This is a genomic window from Massilia sp. CFBP9012 (assembly GCF_034045115.1).
Classification (GTDB): Bacteria; Pseudomonadota; Gammaproteobacteria; order Burkholderiales; family Burkholderiaceae_D; genus Telluria.
The window spans coordinates 311,305-330,501 of record NZ_JAXCWM010000003.1; the positions used below are offsets into that span (position 1 = coordinate 311,305).

A 19,197-nucleotide genomic window follows, 5' to 3' on the forward strand; every position below is an offset into this window, starting at 1 on the left:
AGCGATGGGCGCCGCCTGTTTTTTTGCACTATACCCAAATGCAACTTATATGTGGAGACTGGTTTCCGGGCAATCCTTACCGTCTTTCAGCCCATCTGTTTAGCCGGTTTACTAAACATTTTGCGCGCGACGCTTGGCCACCGCCTCGATTTCGACCAGGGTGTCGGGCGACGCCAGCGAGGCCACGCCGATGCCGGTCAGGGCCGGGCGCGGCAGGCCGAGGTGCTGCACCAGGATCGGCGCCACGGTCTCGAGGTGCTCGCCGATCTCGCCGCGCACGTAGACGCGCAGCTGCAGGATCTGCTCGACCGAGGACCCGGCCGCCTCCAGCACCGCGATCAGGTTGCGCGCCGCGCCTTCGGTCTGCTCGGCCAGGGTGGTGTGCCTGACCTTGTACTCGCGGTCCCAGTCGACCTGGCCCGACACGAACACCAGGCTGGTGTCATGGTCGATGGTTGCGTGGGACAGGCCATGCGGGGCGCCGTCGTACAGTGCAGGCGGATTGATGCGTTCGATGCTCATGCGGGGACCTTTGCCGTTGATGGGAAGGGCGTCAGCTTAGGCAAGCAGACGGGCCGTGGCAATCAAGCCTCGCTTGTAGCCGATACAAGGCGGGCCTTGACCCGCTCGAGCAGCCAGGCAATGAAGGGATCGTTCTGCACATTCGAATGGTGGGCGGCCACCACCTGGTAGCCCGGCGGGTACTTCAGCAGCGCGATCTCGAATACGCCCTCGCAGGGCAGCAGGCGCGATGGCATGAAGGCGACGAGATTCGATCCCTTCAGGTATTCCAGCGCCATGAAGAAGGACGGCGCCGACGCCACCACCCGCCGCTGCAATCCCTGGCGCGCGAACCAGCCGTCGGCCGATCCCGTGAAACTGGCCATGCCCGGGTTGGTGACGATGAAGTCGTGCTCCACCAACTGCTCGAGCGGCATGGCGCCGCCGCCGGCCAGTGCGCGGTTGCCGGTGACGCAGCGGTACTGCTCGATGAACAGCGGCTGCGTGACGAGGCCGGGCGCGACATAACCGTCCACCGTGAAAATCAGGTCGATGTCGCCCTGGTGCAGCTTGCGGGTGAGGGCGCTGACCTCGATGTCGACCACCGCCACCTTCACCTTCGGCGCCTCGCGCCGCAGCACGCGCACCAGGTCGGCCACGATCAACTTCTGGGTGTAGTCGGTGCCCGAGATGATCAGCGTGCGTTCGGCGTGTTCGGGGCGGACCTCGAAGGGCAGGGGAATCCCGTTCAACTGGGCCAGCACCTGGCCGATGTGCGGCGCGATCAGTTTCGCATAGGGCGTCGGCGCCATGCCCTGGCCGGTGCGCACGAACAGCGGGTCGCCCAGGATGGTGCGGATCTTCTTCAGCTGCAGGCTGACTGCCTGCTGCGAGACGTCCAGGTGCTCGGCCGCCGCCGAGATGGTGTCGAAGCGGTTCAAGGCGTCGAGCGTGCGCAGGTGGGTGATTTCGAGCTTGTCGATCATGAGGCAGTCAACATAAACGGCTATTCCGCGCGGTGCAAGTTGTCATGATTGAAATTCATCAAATTAAATGGACGAAATGACAATTTTCTCGGGAGACTGGTCAATATGAATGAGGCATGAAATTGCAAAAATTGCATCATGAAAACCTCATTCCTGCCCCCACTTCTGGCCCTGTCGCTGTGCTGCAGCCTGGCGCAAGCCGCCCCCGCAGAACACCAGGAATTCGAAGCCACCCTGCTCGCGCCGTTTCAGGCCGGCGCGGCCCAGGGGCGGACCTTCACCCTGCACTTCGCCTATCCCGGCCTGGCGCGCGCGGACACCGTCGACTGGCGGGTGGAACTGATGCGCCCCGACGGCCGCGTCGCCCTGCGCTGGCGCGGCGCGGCGCCGTTCACGGGCGATGAAATGACGGTCGCCGTGCCCTGGTCCGGCCGCCTGGGATTGTCTCCGGCGCCGAGCGGCATCTACCGGGTCCGGCTGCGCGCGACCGTGCGCGGCGACGGACATGAAGAAATAGAACAGGACTGGGAGATCGCGGTCGGCGCGCCGCTGCTGCCTGCCATGCCGGCCTTCTCGCCGCTGCCGCGCGCCTTCGAGCCGGCGGCCGTCGCCGCGCCCGGCGCGCTGCCCTACACGGTCTATCTGGGCAACCTGCACAGCCAGACCAACCACAGCGACGGCGGCGCCGACATCGCCGAATGCAAGGGCTCGCAATCGCCCCTGAAGGCGCCGCACGGCCCGGATGATGCCTTCGCCTATGCGCGCGGCCGCGGCCTCGACATCCTGGTCGCCTCGGAACACAACCACATGTACGACGGCTCCGAAGGCAGCGCGCCGGACGCCGACCCCGCCGCCGCCAGGGCCCTGTACCGCGCCGGCCTGGAAAGCGCCGCCGGCTTCTCCAAAAAACACCCGGATTTCCTCGCGGTGTACGGCCTGGAATGGGGCGTCATCAACAACGGCGGCCATATCAACATCTTCAACAGCGACGAGCTGCTGGGCTGGGAGACCAATGCGAAGGGCGAGCTGATGGCCGACACGCGCACGCCGCGCGGCGACTACGCGGCCCTGTACACGCTGATGCGCGAGCGTGGCTGGGTAGGGCAGTTCAACCATCCGGCGCACTCGGGCCAGTTCCAGGTCGATGGCGTGCCGCTGGCCTACACCGAGGACGGCGGCGAGGCGATGGCCTTGTGCGAGGTGATGAACAGCACCGCGTTCTCGACCAACGTCAGCGAGACCGAGACCCGCCGCAGCAATTTCGAAGGCGCCTGCAACCGTTTGCTGGAAGCGGGCTATCGCCTGGCCTTCAGCACCAACCAGGACAACCACTGCGCCAACTGGGGGGCATCCTTCACCAACCGCACCGGCGTGCTGCTGCCGTCGAACACGGTCCTGAGCCGTGCCAGCTTCGTCGAGGCGCTCAAGGCGCGCCGCGTGTTCGCAACGATGGACAAGGATTCGCAACTGGTCCTGACCGCGAACGGCCGCCTGATGGGCGAGCGCTTCACCAATCGCGGGCCGCTCGCGCTGGTGGCGAACTTTGCGAATTCGACAGGCAAAAAGGCAGCTTCGGTCGCGATCATGGAAGGCGTCCCTGGCCGCAAGGGCACGGTCACGCAGATGTCGGACCAGGCCGAAACCACCTTCACCCCGATCCCGGGGGCGCACTTCTATTATGCGAAAGTGACCCAGGACGATGGCAACGTGCTGTGGTCGGCGCCGGTGTGGATCACGCAGGAAGACTAAAACCCCAGGCCTTCGCCCATCCCCAGCAGGGTCGCGATGCCGAGCACCGCGAAGATCAGCGCGGCGATGCCGTGCACGAGCTTGAGCGGCACGCGGTTCGCGATGCGTTCGCCGAAGTACACGGCCGGCACGTTGGCCAGCATCATGCCGAAGGTAGTGCCAGCGACGATGGCGGCCATCGATTCATAGCGTGCGGCCAGCGCCACGGTGGCGACCTGCGTCTTGTCGCCCATCTCGGCCACGAAGAAGGCGATCAGGGTGGTCAGGAACACGCCGTACTTCGCCAGCTGCGCTTCTTCGGCGTCGATCTCGTCCGGCGTCAATACCCATGCGGCCATCCCGAGGAAGGACAGGCCCAGCACCCAGCGCATCGTGCCGGCGCCCAGCAGCTGGCTGACCAGCGCGCCGACGGCGGCGGCAAAGGCGTGGTTGGCCACCGTCGCGACGAAGATGCCGAGCACGATCGGCAGTGGGCGGCGAAAGCGCGCGGCGAGCAGGAAGGCCAGCAACTGGGTCTTGTCGCCGATCTCGGCGAGGCCCACGATGCCGGTCGAGACGAGAAAGGCGTCCATCAGTCGGGTGATTACACAGCAGGAGGAAGGCCGCGATCATAGCAGAGCCTGCCCCGTTTTCGCCCGTCCGCACGCGTATTTATCGGGCGCGATGCCGACGCCGGCCCGCTTCCGCCGCCCAGGCGTGCATGCTATCCTGCACCCGCCCCCGGCCTGCCGGGCACACCTTCCCCTGCGAGAGACCATGAACCAAAGCACCCTGCTGCGCGCGAGTACCGCCGCCTTCCTGAGCGCCTGGAGCGCCTACGCCTTCGCCCTCGATCCCCTCAGCTACGCCAAATACGACCAGGTCAAGACCACGGCGCTGCACCTGGACCTGAAGGCCGACTTCGCGAAGAAAAGCCTGGACGGCTATGCCGAACTGACCCTGGACTGGCTGGACAAGAAGGCGACCACGCTCGACCTGGACACGCGCGAGCTGACGATCTCGAAGATCGAGGCGCAGGATGCGAAAGGCGCATGGCGCAAGGCCGACTACTCGCTCGGCAAGTTCGACGAAGAGAAGGGCCAGCCGCTGCACGTCAAGCTGCCGGGCCAGCAGAAGAAAGTGCGCATCCACTACCGCACCGCGCCGACCGCCACCGCGCTGCAATGGCTGCAGCCGGTGCAGACGATGTCGGGCAAGTACCCGTTCATGTTCAGCCAGTCGCAGGCCATCAATGCCCGCTCCTGGGTGCCGATCCAGGATACGCCGGCAGTGCGCTTCACCTATAGCGCGCGCATCGAGGCGCCGCAAGGCCTGCGCGTGGTGATGAGCGCCGATAACGACATGAAGGCCACCGGCAAGGGTGGCTGGAAGTTCAATATGCCGCAGCCGATTCCTTCCTACCTGCTGGCGATCGGCATCGGCGAGCTCGAAGCGGCCACGCTGGGCGGACGCACCGGCGTCTACGCCGAGCCGCAACGGATCAAGGCCGCCGAATACGAGCTGGCCGACACCGAGAAGATGGTCGAAGCGGCCGAGAAGCTGTACGGTCCGTATCGCTGGGGACGTTACGACATGCTGATCCTGCCGCCATCGTTCCCGATCGGCGGCATGGAGAACCCGCGCCTGACCTTCCTGACCCCGACCATGATCGCGGGCGACCGCAGCCTGGTCGACCTGATCGCCCACGAGCTGGCGCACAGCTGGTCGGGCAATCTGGTGACCAATTCGTCCTGGAAGCACTGGTGGCTCAACGAAGGTTTCACCACCTACGTCACCACCCGCATCCTGGAGGAGATCTACGGCAAGGAAACCGCCCTCATGAACCTGCAGCTGGAGCAGGAAGAGGCGCTGGAGATGCTGAAGGACCTGCCGCCCGCCAAGCAGGCGCTGGTCTCGCGCCAGCCGGACACCTCGGCCGAGTACTATCCGGACACCTCGCTGGCCTATCCGAAGGGCGCCTGGTTCCTGCACACGCTCGAGCAGCGCGCCGGCCGCGCCGCCTTCGACACCTTCCTGCGCGGCTGGTTCGACGGCCACGCCTTCCAGAGCGTGACCAACGACCAGTTCCTGGACTACCTGCGCAAGAATCTGCTGGCCAAGAATCCAAAGATCATGAGCGAGGCCGAGCTGGATGAGTGGATCTACGGTCCCGGCATCCCGCAAAGCGGGAAGCAGGCCGTGTCGCAGCGCCTGGCACAGCTGAATGCCTCGATCGACGGTTGGGTCAAGGGAACTGTCTCGACCGAGCAGCTGAAGGCCAAGGACTGGAATGCCGCCGAGTGGATGAAGTTCCTGAACGATATCGACAACAAGGCCGATGCGAACAAGCTCGCAGAGCTGGACCGCGTTTATGACCTGGCCAACACGAAGAACAACGAAGTCGCGTTCCGCTTCTACCGCGCCTCGGTGCACGCCGGCTACCGCGCCGTGCGTGGGCAGCTCGAAGCGTTCCTGATGAGCGTGGGCCGCCAGAAGTTCGTGGTGCCGCTGTACGCCGCGCTGCGCGAGAAACCGGAAGACCGCGCCTGGGCCGAAGGCATCTACAAGAAGGCGCGCGAGCGTTATCACCCAGAGACGCAGTCGAGCGTCGACAAGGCGATGGGCAAGCAATGATGATCATGAATCGACTCGCCGGTGCGCTGCTGCTGGCCCTGTGCGCGGCCGGCGGCGCCAATGCGCAGACCGCCGCTGCGCCAGCCGCCGCCGCGGCGGCGCCTGCCTACAACCTGGAAGCCGACGTCAGTCGTGTGTTGAAAACCTTCGACGTCCCCGGCATCGCCATCGCGGTGGTCAAGGACGGCAAGGTCGTCGTCACCCAGGGCTTTGGCGTGCGCAAGCTGGGCGAACCGACGCCGGTCGACGGCAAGACCATCTTCGAGATCGCATCCAACTCCAAGGCCTTCACAGCGGCGGGGCTGGCGATGCTGGTCGACCAGGGCAAGCTGGAATGGGATGACCCGGTGATCAAGCACCTGCCGGATTTCCGCATGTACGATGCGTACGTGACGGCCGAGATGACGGTGCGCGACCTGCTCACGCACCGCAGCGGCCTGGGACTGGGCGCCGGTGACCTGATGTGGTGGCCGACCACCACCTTCAGCACCGACGAGATCATCCACAATCTTCGCTACATCAAGCCGGCGACGAGCTTCCGCAACAGCTACGCCTATGACAACCTGCTGTACATCGTGGCCGGCAAGATCATCGCCCAGAAATCCGGCAAGGACTGGGGCGCGACCATGCGCGAGTGGATCCTCGATCCCGTCGGCATGCAGGCCACCACCACCAGCCTGGACCAGCACAAGCCGGGCATGAACGTGTCGGCGCCGCACAGCAAGATCGATGGCAAGGCGGCAGTGGTGAAACCGATGCCGGTGGCGAACGCGATCGGCGCGGTGGGCATCAACACCAATGCCGAGGACATCGCGCGCTGGATGAACGTGCTGCTCGACCAGGGCCGCGTCCCTCAGGCTGCCGGCGGCAAGGAAGTGCGTCTGTGGTCCGAGAAACAGGCGCGCGAGATGTGGACCGCGCAGACGCCGATGAAGATCAACGAGCCGCGTCCGCCGCTGGCGGCGACCAAGCCGAACTTCTTCGCCTATGGCCTGGGCTTCCAGCTACGCGACTACCAGGGCAAGCTGGTGGCGATGCACGGTGGCGCACTGCAGGGCTTCTATTCCCGAGTGCTGCTGGTGCCGGAAGCGAAGCTGGGCATCGCGATCTTCACCAATGCCGAAAGCGGCCCGTCGCTCAATGCGCTGCAATACCGCCTGCTGGACCAGTACCTGGGCGTGGCGCCGACCGACTGGATCGGCCGCATCGCCGCCGTTGCCGAGGAAGCGAGCCAGAAGGAAGCGGCGCGCGTGAAGACCGAGACCGCCAGCCGCGCCAAGGCTTCGAAGCCGTCGCTGCCGCTGTGGGACTACGAGGGCGAGTACGAAGATGCGTGGTATGGCAAGGCGATCGTCAAGCGCCAGGGCAGCAAGCTGGTAATGACGTTCTCGCGCACCCCCGACCTGACCGGCGAGATGGAGCACTTCCAGCACGATACCTTCATCGTGCGCTGGAAGGAACGCAACTTCAACGCCGACGCCTATGCGACCTTCTCGCTGGACCATGACGGCTCGATCGAGCGGATGCGGATGAAGCCGGTGTCGACCGAGACGGACTTCAGCTACGACTTCCAGGACTTGCTGTTTACGCCGGTGAAAAAGGCGAAGTAAGCAAAAACGCCCGCGGATATGCGGGCGTTTTCTTGTGTGCGTCGAGTTTGTGGCGGCTCGTGGGCCTTGGGTTCCCGCCTGCGCGGGAACGACGTGCATGGGCAGCGGGCAATAGTGCATCCTCTAGCCGCATGAGCTGGTACGTCGTCCCCGCGCAGGCGGGGATCCAAGTTCGCACGCGTATCACAAGCGCTTATTTACGCTCCCACACCTTCATCATATCCTCCGACCCCTGCGTCCTGATCCCGTTATCCGACAGGATCGACTCGGTCGCCGCCAGCGTCGCCTGGCGCGGCAGGATCATGGTCTCGCCATAGCGCTGGTCGAAGCGCAGCACCACCTGGTCGTCCTTCAGGTCGCGCAGCAGTTCCACCAGGTGGCGCAGGCTGCGTACCGGCTGGCCGTTTACCGATTCGATCACCGAGCCGAAGCGGTTGTTATAGCCGCTCACCAGCTTGTGCGGGAAGAACGGCGCGCTGATCACCACCAGTTCTTCACGCTCCGGCGTGGGCGAATCGCCGCGCCGCGTGACCAGGGGGCTGGCGTTGAAGGCATACGCGTTCATCCCCGGCGCGCTGCCGGCCACGAAAGCCATGAATTCGCTGGTGGCGCGCGAGAAGGTGACCGGGCCGTAGATGAAATAGGACGGATAGCCGCCGTCCAGGTCCGAGATCAGGAGTGGGCGCGGGCCGGTGGCCGGCACCTCGACCTTATTCTCCTTGCCGCCGCGGATGATCGTCATCGGCACCTTGCCGTTCTTCGCCACCTGCTGGATGCGGTACTGGAAGCGCACGCGCAGGTTCGAGCCCAGCTTGACCATGCCCTGGTTGTCGACCGCGTACTCGCCGATATGGGTGATCACGTCCCATTCCTTCAGCGGCCAGCTGGCGTCGACCCGGTAGGGGCGGTGCACCACCGCGCCTTCGACCGATTTGTCGAGCTTGAGGAACTGGCGCAGCGCCGGGTTCTCCAGCGTCTGCACGCTGTCGTGCAGCAGCGGCTTGCCATCGTAGCGGCCATCGGCCACGTCGCGCAGGAACAGTTCGATTTCCTCGTTGGGGATCACATAGCCGATGTTCTGGGCATTGGCCGCGCCAGCGAAGGCCAGGCCGACCATGCGCTCGCCCGAGATCACCGGGCCGCCGCTGTTGCCGGGATTGATCGGGGCGTCGATCTGGATCCGCAGGCCCGAGCTGAAGGCGCCGTAGTTGACGAACTCCACGCGCGAGACGATGCCGGTGGTGGTCGATAGCGAGTTGCCGCCGACCGGATAGCCATAGGCGAACACCTGCTGGCGCACGTCGGGCAGCACGGGCGCCCGCGGCACCGGCGGACGCTTGTCGAAGAAGGACGGGTCTTCCAGTTCCAGCACGGCCAGGTCGATGCCGCGCGCCAGCGCGATCACCTTGGCCGCCACCTTGTCGCCGGACTGGCTGGCCTGCACCTCGACCTGGCTGGCATAGCCGACCACGTGGGCATTGGTCAGGATGCGCTTGCCCTCGATGATGACGCCGGAACCGGTGACCGAGGCTGGCGCCGCCTTGGTCCAGGGTTTATAGGGTTCGGGGCGGCGGATCGTGGCGAAGATCTTCACCACCGAGTTCTCGACCGCGGGCAGGACCGGCGCGGGCACGGCGCTCTTGGCGGCAGGGGGAGCAACGGCGGGAGCAACGGCGGGCGCCGGGGCGGGCGCTGGAGCAGGCATGGCCTGGGCTTCGGGCGGCACGGTATCCTGGGCGTGCGCGGCGCCGCAGACGGCTAGGGCGAGGGCGGCCAGGCGCAATGTCGGCAGAGTCTTCATGGTTTCCTTCGGTTGGACGGTTCAGGATGCATCCAGAAGAATAACTACAGGCGGCGCAAAAGGAAACACGAGAATCGTCGCGGAGGATGGCATGGCCTTCCTCCGCGACGTGGCGGCGATGCTTACTGCTTGACGAACTTGAGCGTCATGCGGTCGCTCTCGCCGATGGCGAGGTACTTCTCGCGGTACTTGTCCTTGTTGGACAGCACCGGCGGCAGGGTCCACACGCCTTTTTCATGGTCGGCGGTGTCCTTCGGATTGGCGTTCACCTCCGACTTGGCGGCCAGCTTGAAGCCAGCGCGTTCAGCCATGCGGATCACATATGCCTCGTGCATGTAGCCGCTCGAGGCCTTGGCATCCTGCTCCATCTTCGCCGGCAGGCGGTGCTCGACCACGCCCAGCACGCCGCCCGGTTTCAGGACCTTGTGCGCTTCTTTCAGGACCGTGAGCACGGCGTCTTCGCCGTTACCCAGCCAGTTGTGCAGGTTGCGGAAGGTGACCACCATGTCGACGCTGTTCGGTGCGCCCAGCGCGATGCTGCCTGGTGGCGCGAACTGGACCGGGGTCACCTTGCCGTACACGGCGCCATTGGCCGCCAGCCTGTCGCGGAAGGCCTTGCCGCCTCGGCTTTCGGCGTCCGGCACGGCGCCATACAGCTTGCCCTGGTCGCGCAGGTAGGGCGCCAGGATCTCGGTGTACCAGCCGCCGCCCGGCGACAGCTCGATCACCGTCATGGTCGGCTTGATGCCGAAGAAGGTCAGGGTTTCGTAAGGATGGCGGTAGGTGTCGCGGGCCTTGTTGGCGGCGGCGCGGTGTTCGCCGGCGATGGCGGATTTCAGGGCGTCGTCCGCGTGCGCGGCGCCGGCAAGGCCGGTTGCCAGCATCGCGGCCAGGATCAGTCGTTTCATCGTGCGAGGTCTCCGTGGTGGGTCGGACGGCAGGCGGTTCGCCGCCGTCAACCCGAAGATGATCGAACAGGCAACCTCCATAGTCAAGCGTTCCCCGTATATACATATACGAAGAACGTTCATCGTACAGACAGTGCCTAGCACAGGCAGAGAACACTGCATTGAGGTGGCACAAAGATTGCCTATTCAAAACGTTAAGTCGATGCTATCGTTGAGAGGTTTGCCGCGTGGCACACAGGCAAATCCACAACAAAAGCGATGTACATACAAGAGCGGCGCCGAGCTGTTTTGCGGAACCGCTGCCCGGAAGTAGGTCATTCAGGAGAACACATGGAACGCCGTACCTTTCTCAATCTCAGCAGCCTGGCCGCAGCCTCGATGCTGCTGCCATTCGGTCGCGCGATCGCTGCCGAGGAACTGGTCAGCACGATGCCCGTCGCCGCCAAGAAGGCCCTGGCCGACGTCGCGCTGAACGCCGCCACCAAGGCTGGCGCCAGCTACGCCGACGTACGCCTCGGCCGCTACCTCAACCAGTTCATCACCACCCGCGACCTGAACGTCGAGAACGTGGCCAATACCGAATCGGCCGGCGTCGGCGTGCGCGTGATCGTGAATGGCGCCTACGGCTTCGCCGCGACCTCGGACATGTCGAACGACGGCATCGCCAACGCGGCGCGCCAGGCCGTGGCGATCGCCAAGGCGAACGCGAAACTGCAGACCGAACCGGTGCAGCTTGCACCAGTCAAGGGCGTCGGTGAGGTTTCGTGGAGCACGCCGTACACCAAGGACTGGCGCACGGTGCCGATCGCGGAGAAGACCGACATGCTGATCGCCGCCAACAAGGCGGGCATGGAAGGCGGCGCCAACTTCATGCGCACGATGCTGTTCCAGGTGAACCAGCAGAAGTACTTCGCATCGACCGACGGCTCGTATATCGACCAGGACGTGCATCGCCTGTGGGCGCCGCTGTCGGCCACCGCGGTCGACAAGGCCACCGGCAAGTTCCGCTCGCGCGACGGCCTGAGCTCCCCGGTGGGCAAGGGCTATGAATACTTCGACGCCCGCCCCGAGCACAAGATCAAGGCCGCCGGCGGCGTCGCCACCCTGTACACCGAGACCTACGACATCGTCGAGGACGCGCGCGCCGCAGGCCGCGACGCCAAGCGCAAGCTGACCGCCAAGTCGGTCCAGCCGGGCAAGTACGACCTGATGCTGTCGCCGGAACACCTGTGGCTGACCATCCACGAGAACGTCGGCCACCCGACCGAACTCGATCGCGTGCTGGGCTACGAGGCCAACTACGCCGGCACCAGCTTCGCCACGGTCGACAAGCTCAAGTCCAAGACCTTCAAGTACGGCGCCCCGATCGTCAACCTGTACGCCGACAAGACAACCCCGGGTTCGCTGGGCGCGATCGGCTTCGACGACGAAGGCGTCAAGACCAAGCGCTGGGACATCATCAAGGACGGCATCCTGGTCAACTTCCAGGCCACGCGCGACCAGGCCCACATCATCGGCGAGAAGGAATCGCACGGCTGCTCATACGCGGACGGCTGGAACACGGTGCAGTTCCAGCGCATGCCGAACGTGTCGCTGGCGCCGGGCAAGGCCAGGCTGACCCCGGACGAGATGGTCAAGGGCATCAAGAAGGGCATCTACATCATCGGCGACGGTTCGTTCTCGATCGACCAGCAGCGCTACAACTCGCAGTTCGGCGGCCAGCTGTTCTTCGAGATCAAGGACGGCAAGATCGGCCAGATGCTGGAAGACGTGGCCTACCAGTCGAACACCCAGGAATTCTGGGGCGGCTGCAGCGCCATCTGCGACGAGCGCGACTGGCGCATGGGCGGCTCCTTCTTCGACGGCAAAGGACAGCCGCCGCAGATCAGCATCGTCTCGCACGGTTCGTCGACCGCGCGCTTCAACGGCATCAACGTGATCAACACCGCTCGCAAGATCGGCTAAGGCAGGGACGCACATGAGCATCTTGACCCAGGAACAAACGAAAAAGATCAGCGACCGCGTGATGTCGCTGACCAAGGCCGACGAGTGCATCGTCAATATCGAAGGCAGCCGCATCGGCAATATCCGCTTCGCGCGCAATGCCGTGTCGACCGCCGGCCTGGCCGACGACACCCGCATCCAGGTGCAGGTCGCCTTCGGCAAGAAGCAGGGCACGGCCACCATTAATGAATTCGACGACAAGTCGATCGAGCGCGCGGTGCGCCGCGCCGAAGACCTGGCGAAGCTGGCGCCGGACAATCCGGAATTCATTCCGGCGATCGCCAAGACCGAGTACAAGAAGTCGGACACCTTCGTCCAGAAGACCGCCGACATCGATCCGGAATACCGCGCGCAAGCCGCCGCCTACGCGATCGAGGGCTGCCGCAAGCGCGGCCTGGTCTCGGCCGGCTTCTTCACCGACCGCACCAGCTTCGAGACCATCGCCAACTCCAACGGCCTGTTCGGCCACCAGGATTCGAGCTCGCTCGACTTCACCCTGACCGTGCGTACCGAAGACGGTCGCGGTTCGGGCTGGGTCAAGCGTTCGGCGCGCGATGTCACCAAGTTCGACCCGCGCGAAGCGGCCGAGATCGCGATCGAGAAGGCACTGCGCTCGGTCGACGCCAAGGCGCTGGAGCCGGGCCGCTACACCGTGATCATGGAGCCGGCGGCGACGTCGGACCTGCTGTCCTTTATGCTGGGCGGCTTCGACGCGCGCCGCGCCGACGAGGGCCGCAGCTTCCTGTCGAAGGCCGGCGGCAAGAACCGCCTGGGCGACAAGCTGTTCGACAGCCAGGTCAATATCTGGTCCGACCCGTGGGACAAGGACGTCGCCGTGCTGCCGTGGGACGAGAACATGCTGCCGCGCGAACGCGTGGAGCTGGTCAAGGACGGCAAGATCAACGCCCTCGACTACTCGCGCTACTGGGCGCAGCAGAAGAAGCAGCGCGCGGTGGGCGCGGCCGGCAACATCATCATGGCCGGCACCAACAAGACCACCGAAGAGCTGATCGCCAACACCAAGAAGGGCGTGCTGGTCACCCGCACCTGGTACATCCGCATGGTGGACCCGCAATCGGTGCTGCTGACCGGTCTGACCCGCGACGGCACCTTCTACGTCGAAAACGGCAAGATCAAGCATCCGATCAAGAACTTCCGTTTCAACGAAAGCCCGGTCTCGATGCTGAACAATATCGAGGAAATCGGCAAGCCGGCCGTGATCGGCGCCGATGAAGCGCGTTATTCGATGCTGATCCCGGCGATGAAGATCCGCGACTTCAACTTCACGTCGCTGTCGGACGCGGTGTAACAAGGCCTGGACTAGCCTGCGACCCCGGCACCGTCGTTCCCGCGCAGGCGGGAACCCAAGTTCTTCAGCGCAGTGGCTGCGCATGCAAACTTAGGTTCCCGCCTGCGCGGGAACGACGTGCCAACGCTAACGCAAGTGCAAGCGCCAACGCGAGCACATGCAAACGCAAACGGATAAGACACACATGGAACGTCGACAATTCCTGCAGATCGGCGCCGGCACCGCTGGCGCCCTGCTCATTCCGGTATTCGGCAACGCGATCGCGGCCGAAGACCTGCTCAAACCGATGGCGGCAAGCGCCAAGAAGGTCCTGGCCGATACCGCGATGGGCGCGGCCACGCAAGCCGGCGCGTCGTATTGCGACGTGCGCATCGGCCGCTACCTGAACCAGTTCATCATCACGCGCGACCTGAACGTCGAAAGCATCAACAACACCGAATCGAGTGGCGTCGGCATCCGCGTGATCGCCGACGGCGCCTATGGCTTCGCCTCGACCAACAGCATGACCGCGGACGGTATCGCCCAGGCCGCGCGCCAGGCGGTGGCGATCGCCAAGGCCAACGCCAAACTGCAGACCGAACCGGTGCGCCTGGCGCCGGTGAAGGGCGTCGGCGAAGTGGCGTGGGCCACGCCGATCAAGAAGGATTGGCGCACCCTGCCGGTCAAGGAAAAGGCCGACATGCTGATCGCCGCCAACAAGGCCGGCCTGGATGCGGGCGCGAACTTCATGACCGCCTCGCTGTTCCAGATCAACCAGCAAAAATACTTCGCGTCGACCGACGGCTCTTACATCGACCAGGACGTGCACCGCCTGTGGGCCCCGATCAATGCCACTGCCGTCGACCAGAAGACCGGCAAGTTCCGCTCGCGCGGCGGTCTGGGCGCCCCCGCCTCGATGGGCTATGAATATTTCGACGCCCGCGCTGAAGACAAGGTGCGCGCCGCCGGCGGCGTCACCACGCTGTACACCAAGTCCTACGACATCGTCGAGGATGCCCGCCTGGCCGGCAAGCAGGCACGCGAGAAGCTCAGCGCCAAGTCGGTCGAGCCGGGCAAGTACGACCTGGTGCTCTCGCCCGAACACTTGTTCCTGACGATACACGAGAACGTCGGCCACCCGACGGAACTGGACCGCGTGCTCGGCTACGAAGCCAACTACGCCGGCACCAGCTTCGTGGGTCTCGACAAGTGGCAGAGCAAGAAATTCAAGTACGGCGCCGAGCGCGTCAACTTCGTGGCGGACCGCACTACGCCGGGCTCGCTGGGCCTGATCGGCTACGACGACGAGGGCGTGCCGGCCAAGCAATGGGACATCATCCGCGACGGCATCCTGGTCAACTACCAGGCCACGCGCGACCAGGCACACATCATCGGCGAGAAGGAATCGCACGGCTGCTCGTATGCCGACAGCTGGAGCACGGTGCAATTCCAGCGCATGCCGAACGTCTCGCTGGAGCCGGGCAAAGCGCGCCTGACGCCGGACGAGATGGTCAAGGACGTCAAGAAGGGCATCTACATCCTGGGCCGCGGTTCCTACTCGATCGACCAGCAGCGCTACAACTTCCAGTTCGGCGGTACGCTGTACTACGAGATCAAGAACGGCAAGATCACCGGCCCGCTCGAAGATGTGGCGTACCAGGCCAATACCCAGGAATTCTGGAACGCCTGCTCGGCCATCTGCGATGAGCGCGACTGGCGCATGGGCGGTTCCTTCTTCGATGGCAAGGGCCAGCCAAGCCAGGTGAGCGCGGTGTCGCACGGATCGAGCACCACCCGCTTCAACGGCATCAACGTCATCAATACCGCACGCAAGATCGGATAAGGAGACCAGGATGAAAGCGCTGAATCAAGAGCAAGCAAAACGCATCACCGATCGCGTGCTGGCGTTGTCGAAAGCCGACGAGTGCACGGTGGCGATCGAAGGCAGCCGTGTCGGCAACGTGCGCTTCGCGCGCAATAGCGTGTCGACCGCCGGCCTGACCGAAGACATGCAGCTGAACGTGCGCGTGGCGTTCGGCAAGCGCAGCGGCACCGCCGTGGTCAATGAGTTCGACGACAAGTCGCTGGAAAAAGCCGTGCGCCGCGCCGAGGAACTGGCCAAGCTGGCGCCCGAGAATCCAGAGTTCATGCCGGCCATCGCGAAGCAGGAATACCGCGCCACCACGACCTTCGTACCCAAGACCGCGGCGATCGACCCGGACTTCCGGGCCGAGGTGGCGGCAACCTGCATCGAGCTGGCGCGCAAGAACAAGCTGGTCACCGCCGGATACTTTGTCGACAGCACACGCTTTGCGACCATGGCCAACTCGAACGGCGTGTTCGGCCACCAGGACTTCACCGACCTGTCGTTCACCCTGACCGCGCGCACCGAAGACGGCCGCGGTTCGGGCTGGGTGACCCGCTCGGCGGTCGACGCCGCGCGCTTCGACGCGCGCGAGGCGGCGGAAGTGGCGATCGAGAAGGCGCTGCGTTCGGTCGAGGCGCGTGCGCTGGAACCGGGCCGCTATACCGTGATCCTGGAACCGGCGGCGACCTCTGAAATCCTCGGCAATATGTTCAGCGCCTTCGATGCGCGCTCGGCCGACGAGGGTCGCAGCTTCCTGTCGAAGGCCGGAGGAAAGAACCGCCTGGGCGACAAGCTGTTCGACAGCCAGGTGAATATCTGGGCCGATCCGTGGGACAAGGACGTGCCGGTGGCGCCATGGGACAACGAATCGCTGCTGGCGCGCGAACGCACCCAGCTGGTCAAGGATGGCCGCATCGCCTCGCTCGACTACTCGCGCTACTGGGCCCAGAAGACCGGCAAGCGCGCCACCGCGGGCCACGGCAATATGATCATGGAAGGCGGCAGCAAGTCGCTGGAAGAGCTCATCGCCGGCACCAAGAAGGGCATCGTGGTCACCCGCACCTGGTATATCCGCATGGTCGATCCGCAGTCGCTGCTGCTCACGGGCCTGACCCGCGACGGCACCTTCTATGTCGAGAACGGCAAGATCAAGTACCCGCTCAAGAACTTCCGCTTCAACGAGAGCCCGGTCACGATCCTGAACAATATCGACGAACTGGGCAAGCCGCAGATCATCGGCGGCGACGAAGTGCCGTTCCAGATGGTGCTGCCGCCGATGAAGGTGCGCGACTTCAACTTCACCTCGCTGTCCGACGCGGTCTAGCGATAGAGCGTTTACATGGCGAGTTACGACTTCTACTTCACGCGCCTGATGTACGAATCGGGCAACTGGGACGTAGATATCCGCATGCCCAGCAACGTGCTGAACTCCCTGGTGGAGTACACCACGTTGCGGGTCGATACGACCGAGCGCATGGTGGCCCTGTCGGATCCGAAGATGCTGCAGGCGCCGTTCTGCTACCTGGCCGGCCACAAGCTGGTGCAGTTCACCCCGGCCGAACGGAGCAATTTCGAGAAGTACGTGCGCGGCGGCGGCTTTGTCTTCGTGGACGACTGCAACCACGACATCGACGGCCTGTTCGCCAAGTCGTTCGAGGCCGAGATGGCGAAGATCTTCGGCGCCCAGGCGCTCAAGAAGATCCCGAACAACCATCCGCTGTACTCGTGCTTCTTCAAGTTCGAGGACGGGCCGCCGACGACGTCGATGGAACTCAATGGCTGGGGCGACGACCTGGTGCACGAGTACCTGAAGGCGATCGAGATCGGTGGGCGCGCGCGCGTGCTGTACTCGAACAAGGACTATGGCTGCGAATGGGATTACGACTTCCGCAACAAGCGTTTTCTCGCGGTCGACAACACCCGCTTCGCGGTGAACATCATTCAATATGCGTTGGGAGCATGACCAGTGTCGCAACAAGATGCAGTAGCGTGGAATGAACAGGATATCGCCGCCCTGACGGCGAAAGTGGGTGCGCTGAAAGCGAGCATGGCGCGTGTGATCATCGGCCAGGAAGAGGTGGTCGACCTGCTCGTCACCTGCCTGCTGGCAGGCGGCCACGCGCTGGTCGAAGGCGTGCCGGGGCTGGGCAAGACCCTGCTCGTCAAGTCGCTGTCGCAAGCCACCGACATGCAGTTCCGCCGGGTGCAGTTCACGCCCGACCTGATGCCGTCGGATATCGTCGGCACCGAGATCCTGGAAGAAGACGCCGCGACCCACCAGCGCGTGTTCCGCTTCCAGCCCGGCCCGGTATTCACCCAGGTGCTGCTGGCCGACGAGATCAACCGCGCCCCGCCCAAGACCCAGTCGGCGCTGCTCGAGGCGATGCAGGAGCGTTCGGTGACCTTCGCCGGCCAGACCCACAAGCTGCCGCGTCCTTTCTTCGTGCTGGCCACCCAGAACCCGATCGAGCAGGCCGGCACCTATCCGCTGCCCGAGGCCCAGCTCGACCGCTTCCTGCTGCGCATCGACGTGGTCTATCCGACCGAGGACGAAGAAGTGCTGATGGTCTCGCGCACCACCCACGCGGGCCTCTCGGACGCCGAGCCGGTGATGGACGTCGAGACCCTGCTGCGCCTGCAGCAGCTGGTGCGCGACATCGAGATCGGCGACCACCTGGTGCGCTATGCGACGCGCCTGGTACGCGCAACGCGCCCGAGCGAGACCACGGTCGAGGCGGTGAAAAAGCACATCGGCTGGGGCGCCGGCCCGCGCGCCGGCCAGGCGCTGGTGCTGGCCTCCAAGGCGCGCGCCCTGATGCAGGGCCGGCTGGCGGTGACCCGCGACGACATCGGGGCCATGCTGCTGCCGGTGCTGGCGCACCGCGTGCTGCGCAACTTCGAGGCCGAAGCCGACGGCATCGCCATCGCCGACGTGCTGCAGGCCCTGCGCAACGAAGTCAAGGTGCCGTAACCGGCGTTCGTACCATGTCGCTTGCGAACACCGCGCTGATCGCGCATACAAGGAAGCTCGACCTCGTCATCCGCCACGTGCTGGCCGGCCTGGGCCACGGCATCCACGCCGGACGCGAACGCGGGGCGGGTGTCGAGTTCTCGGAATACCGCGCCTATGTGCCCGGCGACGAGTGGCGCCGGGTCGACTGGAAACTGGCGGCGCGCGCCGACCGTTATTTCGTGCGCGAGGCCGAGCGCGACAGCCATGTCGCGGTCTGGCTGGTGCTCGATGCGAGCGCCTCGATGGCCGAACCAAGCCGCAGCGTCGACGGCCTCGACAAGCTGGCCTACGCGCGCATGCTGCTCGGCTGCGTCGCCGCGATCGCCCAGCGCCAGGGCGATGCCTTCGGCCTGGTGGTGCTCGGTGGCGGCAAGGTGGCGTTCACGCCGGCCTTGCGCGGACCGCGCCACTTGCAGCGCGTGCTGTCCCAGCTCCAGCGCGCCGAACCGGATGGCGAACTGCCGGATGCCGCGACCCTCAAGGCGAGCCTGCACTTCGCCCAGTCGCCGAGCGCGATCTATGCGGCCAGCGACCTGCTCGACTGGCCGTCGCCGCTGTCGGTTGCCCTGACGCGCCTGCGCCAGATGCGCCACGACGTGCGCGTGCTGGGCCTGCAGACCCAGGCCGAGGTCGACGCCAGCTTTTCCAGCGACCTGGCCTACCGCGATCCGGAACGTCAAGAAGGCGTGTTCCGCTTCGGCGCCGACCTGAAGGAAGGCTACCGCCGCAACCGCGAAGAACACTTCAGCGGGGTGACGGCCCAGTGCCGCAAGAACGATATGCCCTTGACCCTGGCCGCGATCGAGCAGTCGCCGATCGAGGTGCTGCGGCGCTGGTTGCGGCGTCCCGGAAGGTAA

The 19,197-nt window shown here is 65.0% G+C and carries 15 protein-coding genes; 10 read left to right on the forward strand and 5 right to left on the reverse strand.

Features of this window, described 5'->3' with window-relative positions:
* Positions 1-111: 111 nt before the first annotated feature.
* Positions 112-522, reverse strand: coding sequence for a RidA family protein (locus SOM61_RS06275; protein ID WP_320473300.1), 411 nt, complete (start codon positions 520-522; stop codon positions 112-114).
* Between the two features lie 62 nt (positions 523-584).
* Positions 585-1,487, reverse strand: coding sequence for a LysR family transcriptional regulator (locus tag SOM61_RS06280; protein WP_320473301.1), 903 nt, complete (start codon positions 1,485-1,487; stop codon positions 585-587).
* A 138-nt stretch (positions 1,488-1,625) separates the two neighbouring features.
* Here SOM61_RS06280 and SOM61_RS06285 point away from each other — a divergent pair, with 138 nt between their 5' ends.
* On the forward strand, positions 1,626-3,236 hold the full coding sequence (locus SOM61_RS06285) for a CehA/McbA family metallohydrolase (RefSeq protein ID WP_320473302.1): 1,611 nt from the start codon (positions 1,626-1,628) through the stop codon (positions 3,234-3,236).
* On the opposite strand, the gene SOM61_RS06290 is transcribed toward SOM61_RS06285, so the two are convergent.
* Positions 3,233-3,808, reverse strand: coding sequence for a TMEM165/GDT1 family protein (locus tag SOM61_RS06290; protein ID WP_320473303.1), 576 nt, complete (start codon positions 3,806-3,808; stop codon positions 3,233-3,235). The two genes, SOM61_RS06285 and SOM61_RS06290, sit on opposite strands and share 4 nt — an antisense overlap.
* Before the next feature lie 184 nt (positions 3,809-3,992).
* Between SOM61_RS06290 and SOM61_RS06295 the strand changes: the two genes are divergently transcribed.
* Positions 3,993-5,849 (forward strand): M1 family metallopeptidase, encoded by a 1,857-nt coding sequence (locus SOM61_RS06295; RefSeq protein ID WP_320473304.1) that lies wholly within the window; start codon positions 3,993-3,995, stop codon positions 5,847-5,849.
* Positions 5,846-7,459: a serine hydrolase gene (locus SOM61_RS06300; RefSeq protein WP_320473305.1), complete on the forward strand. Its 1,614-nt coding sequence runs from the start codon at positions 5,846-5,848 to the stop codon at positions 7,457-7,459. Before SOM61_RS06295 ends, SOM61_RS06300 begins: the two co-directional genes overlap by 4 nt.
* A 193-nt stretch (positions 7,460-7,652) precedes the next feature.
* On the opposite strand, the gene SOM61_RS06305 is transcribed toward SOM61_RS06300, so the two are convergent.
* Together SOM61_RS06305 and SOM61_RS06310 are read right to left on the reverse strand one after the other, a co-directional pair.
* Positions 7,653-9,260 carry a S1C family serine protease gene (locus tag SOM61_RS06305; protein WP_320473306.1) on the reverse strand — a complete coding sequence of 536 codons (1,608 nt, stop codon included), beginning with the start codon at positions 9,258-9,260 and terminating at the stop codon, positions 7,653-7,655.
* Between the two features lie 122 nt (positions 9,261-9,382).
* Entirely contained in the window at positions 9,383-10,168 is a 786-nt protein-coding gene (locus SOM61_RS06310; RefSeq protein WP_320473307.1) for a class I SAM-dependent methyltransferase, read from the reverse strand.
* Between the two features lie 330 nt (positions 10,169-10,498).
* Between SOM61_RS06310 and SOM61_RS06315 the strand changes: the two genes are divergently transcribed.
* The 7 genes from SOM61_RS06315 to SOM61_RS06345 all read left to right on the forward strand — a co-directional run bounded on the left by SOM61_RS06315 (position 10,499) and on the right by SOM61_RS06345 (position 19,197).
* The gene (locus SOM61_RS06315) at positions 10,499-12,133 is read left to right on the forward strand and encodes a TldD/PmbA family protein (protein WP_320473308.1); all 1,635 of its coding nucleotides are present in this window, start codon (positions 10,499-10,501) and stop codon (positions 12,131-12,133) included.
* 13 nt (positions 12,134-12,146) lie between these two features.
* On the forward strand, positions 12,147-13,481 hold the full coding sequence (locus SOM61_RS06320; RefSeq protein WP_320473309.1) for a TldD/PmbA family protein: 1,335 nt from the start codon (positions 12,147-12,149) through the stop codon (positions 13,479-13,481).
* A gap of 184 nt (positions 13,482-13,665) precedes the next feature.
* On the forward strand, positions 13,666-15,303 hold the full coding sequence (locus SOM61_RS06325; RefSeq protein WP_320473310.1) for a TldD/PmbA family protein: 1,638 nt from the start codon (positions 13,666-13,668) through the stop codon (positions 15,301-15,303).
* Positions 15,304-15,313: 10 nt separating this feature from the next.
* Positions 15,314-16,651 (forward strand): TldD/PmbA family protein, encoded by a 1,338-nt coding sequence (locus SOM61_RS06330; RefSeq protein WP_320473311.1) that lies wholly within the window; start codon positions 15,314-15,316, stop codon positions 16,649-16,651.
* A 15-nt stretch (positions 16,652-16,666) separates the two neighbouring features.
* Entirely contained in the window at positions 16,667-17,290 is a 624-nt protein-coding gene (locus SOM61_RS06335; protein WP_320473312.1) for a DUF4159 domain-containing protein, read from the forward strand.
* 3 nt (positions 17,291-17,293) lie between these two features.
* Positions 17,294-18,298 (forward strand): AAA family ATPase, encoded by a 1,005-nt coding sequence (locus SOM61_RS06340; protein WP_320473313.1) that lies wholly within the window; start codon positions 17,294-17,296, stop codon positions 18,296-18,298.
* Positions 18,299-18,312: 14 nt separating this feature from the next.
* On the forward strand, positions 18,313-19,197 hold the full coding sequence (locus tag SOM61_RS06345) for a DUF58 domain-containing protein (protein ID WP_320473314.1): 885 nt from the start codon (positions 18,313-18,315) through the stop codon (positions 19,195-19,197).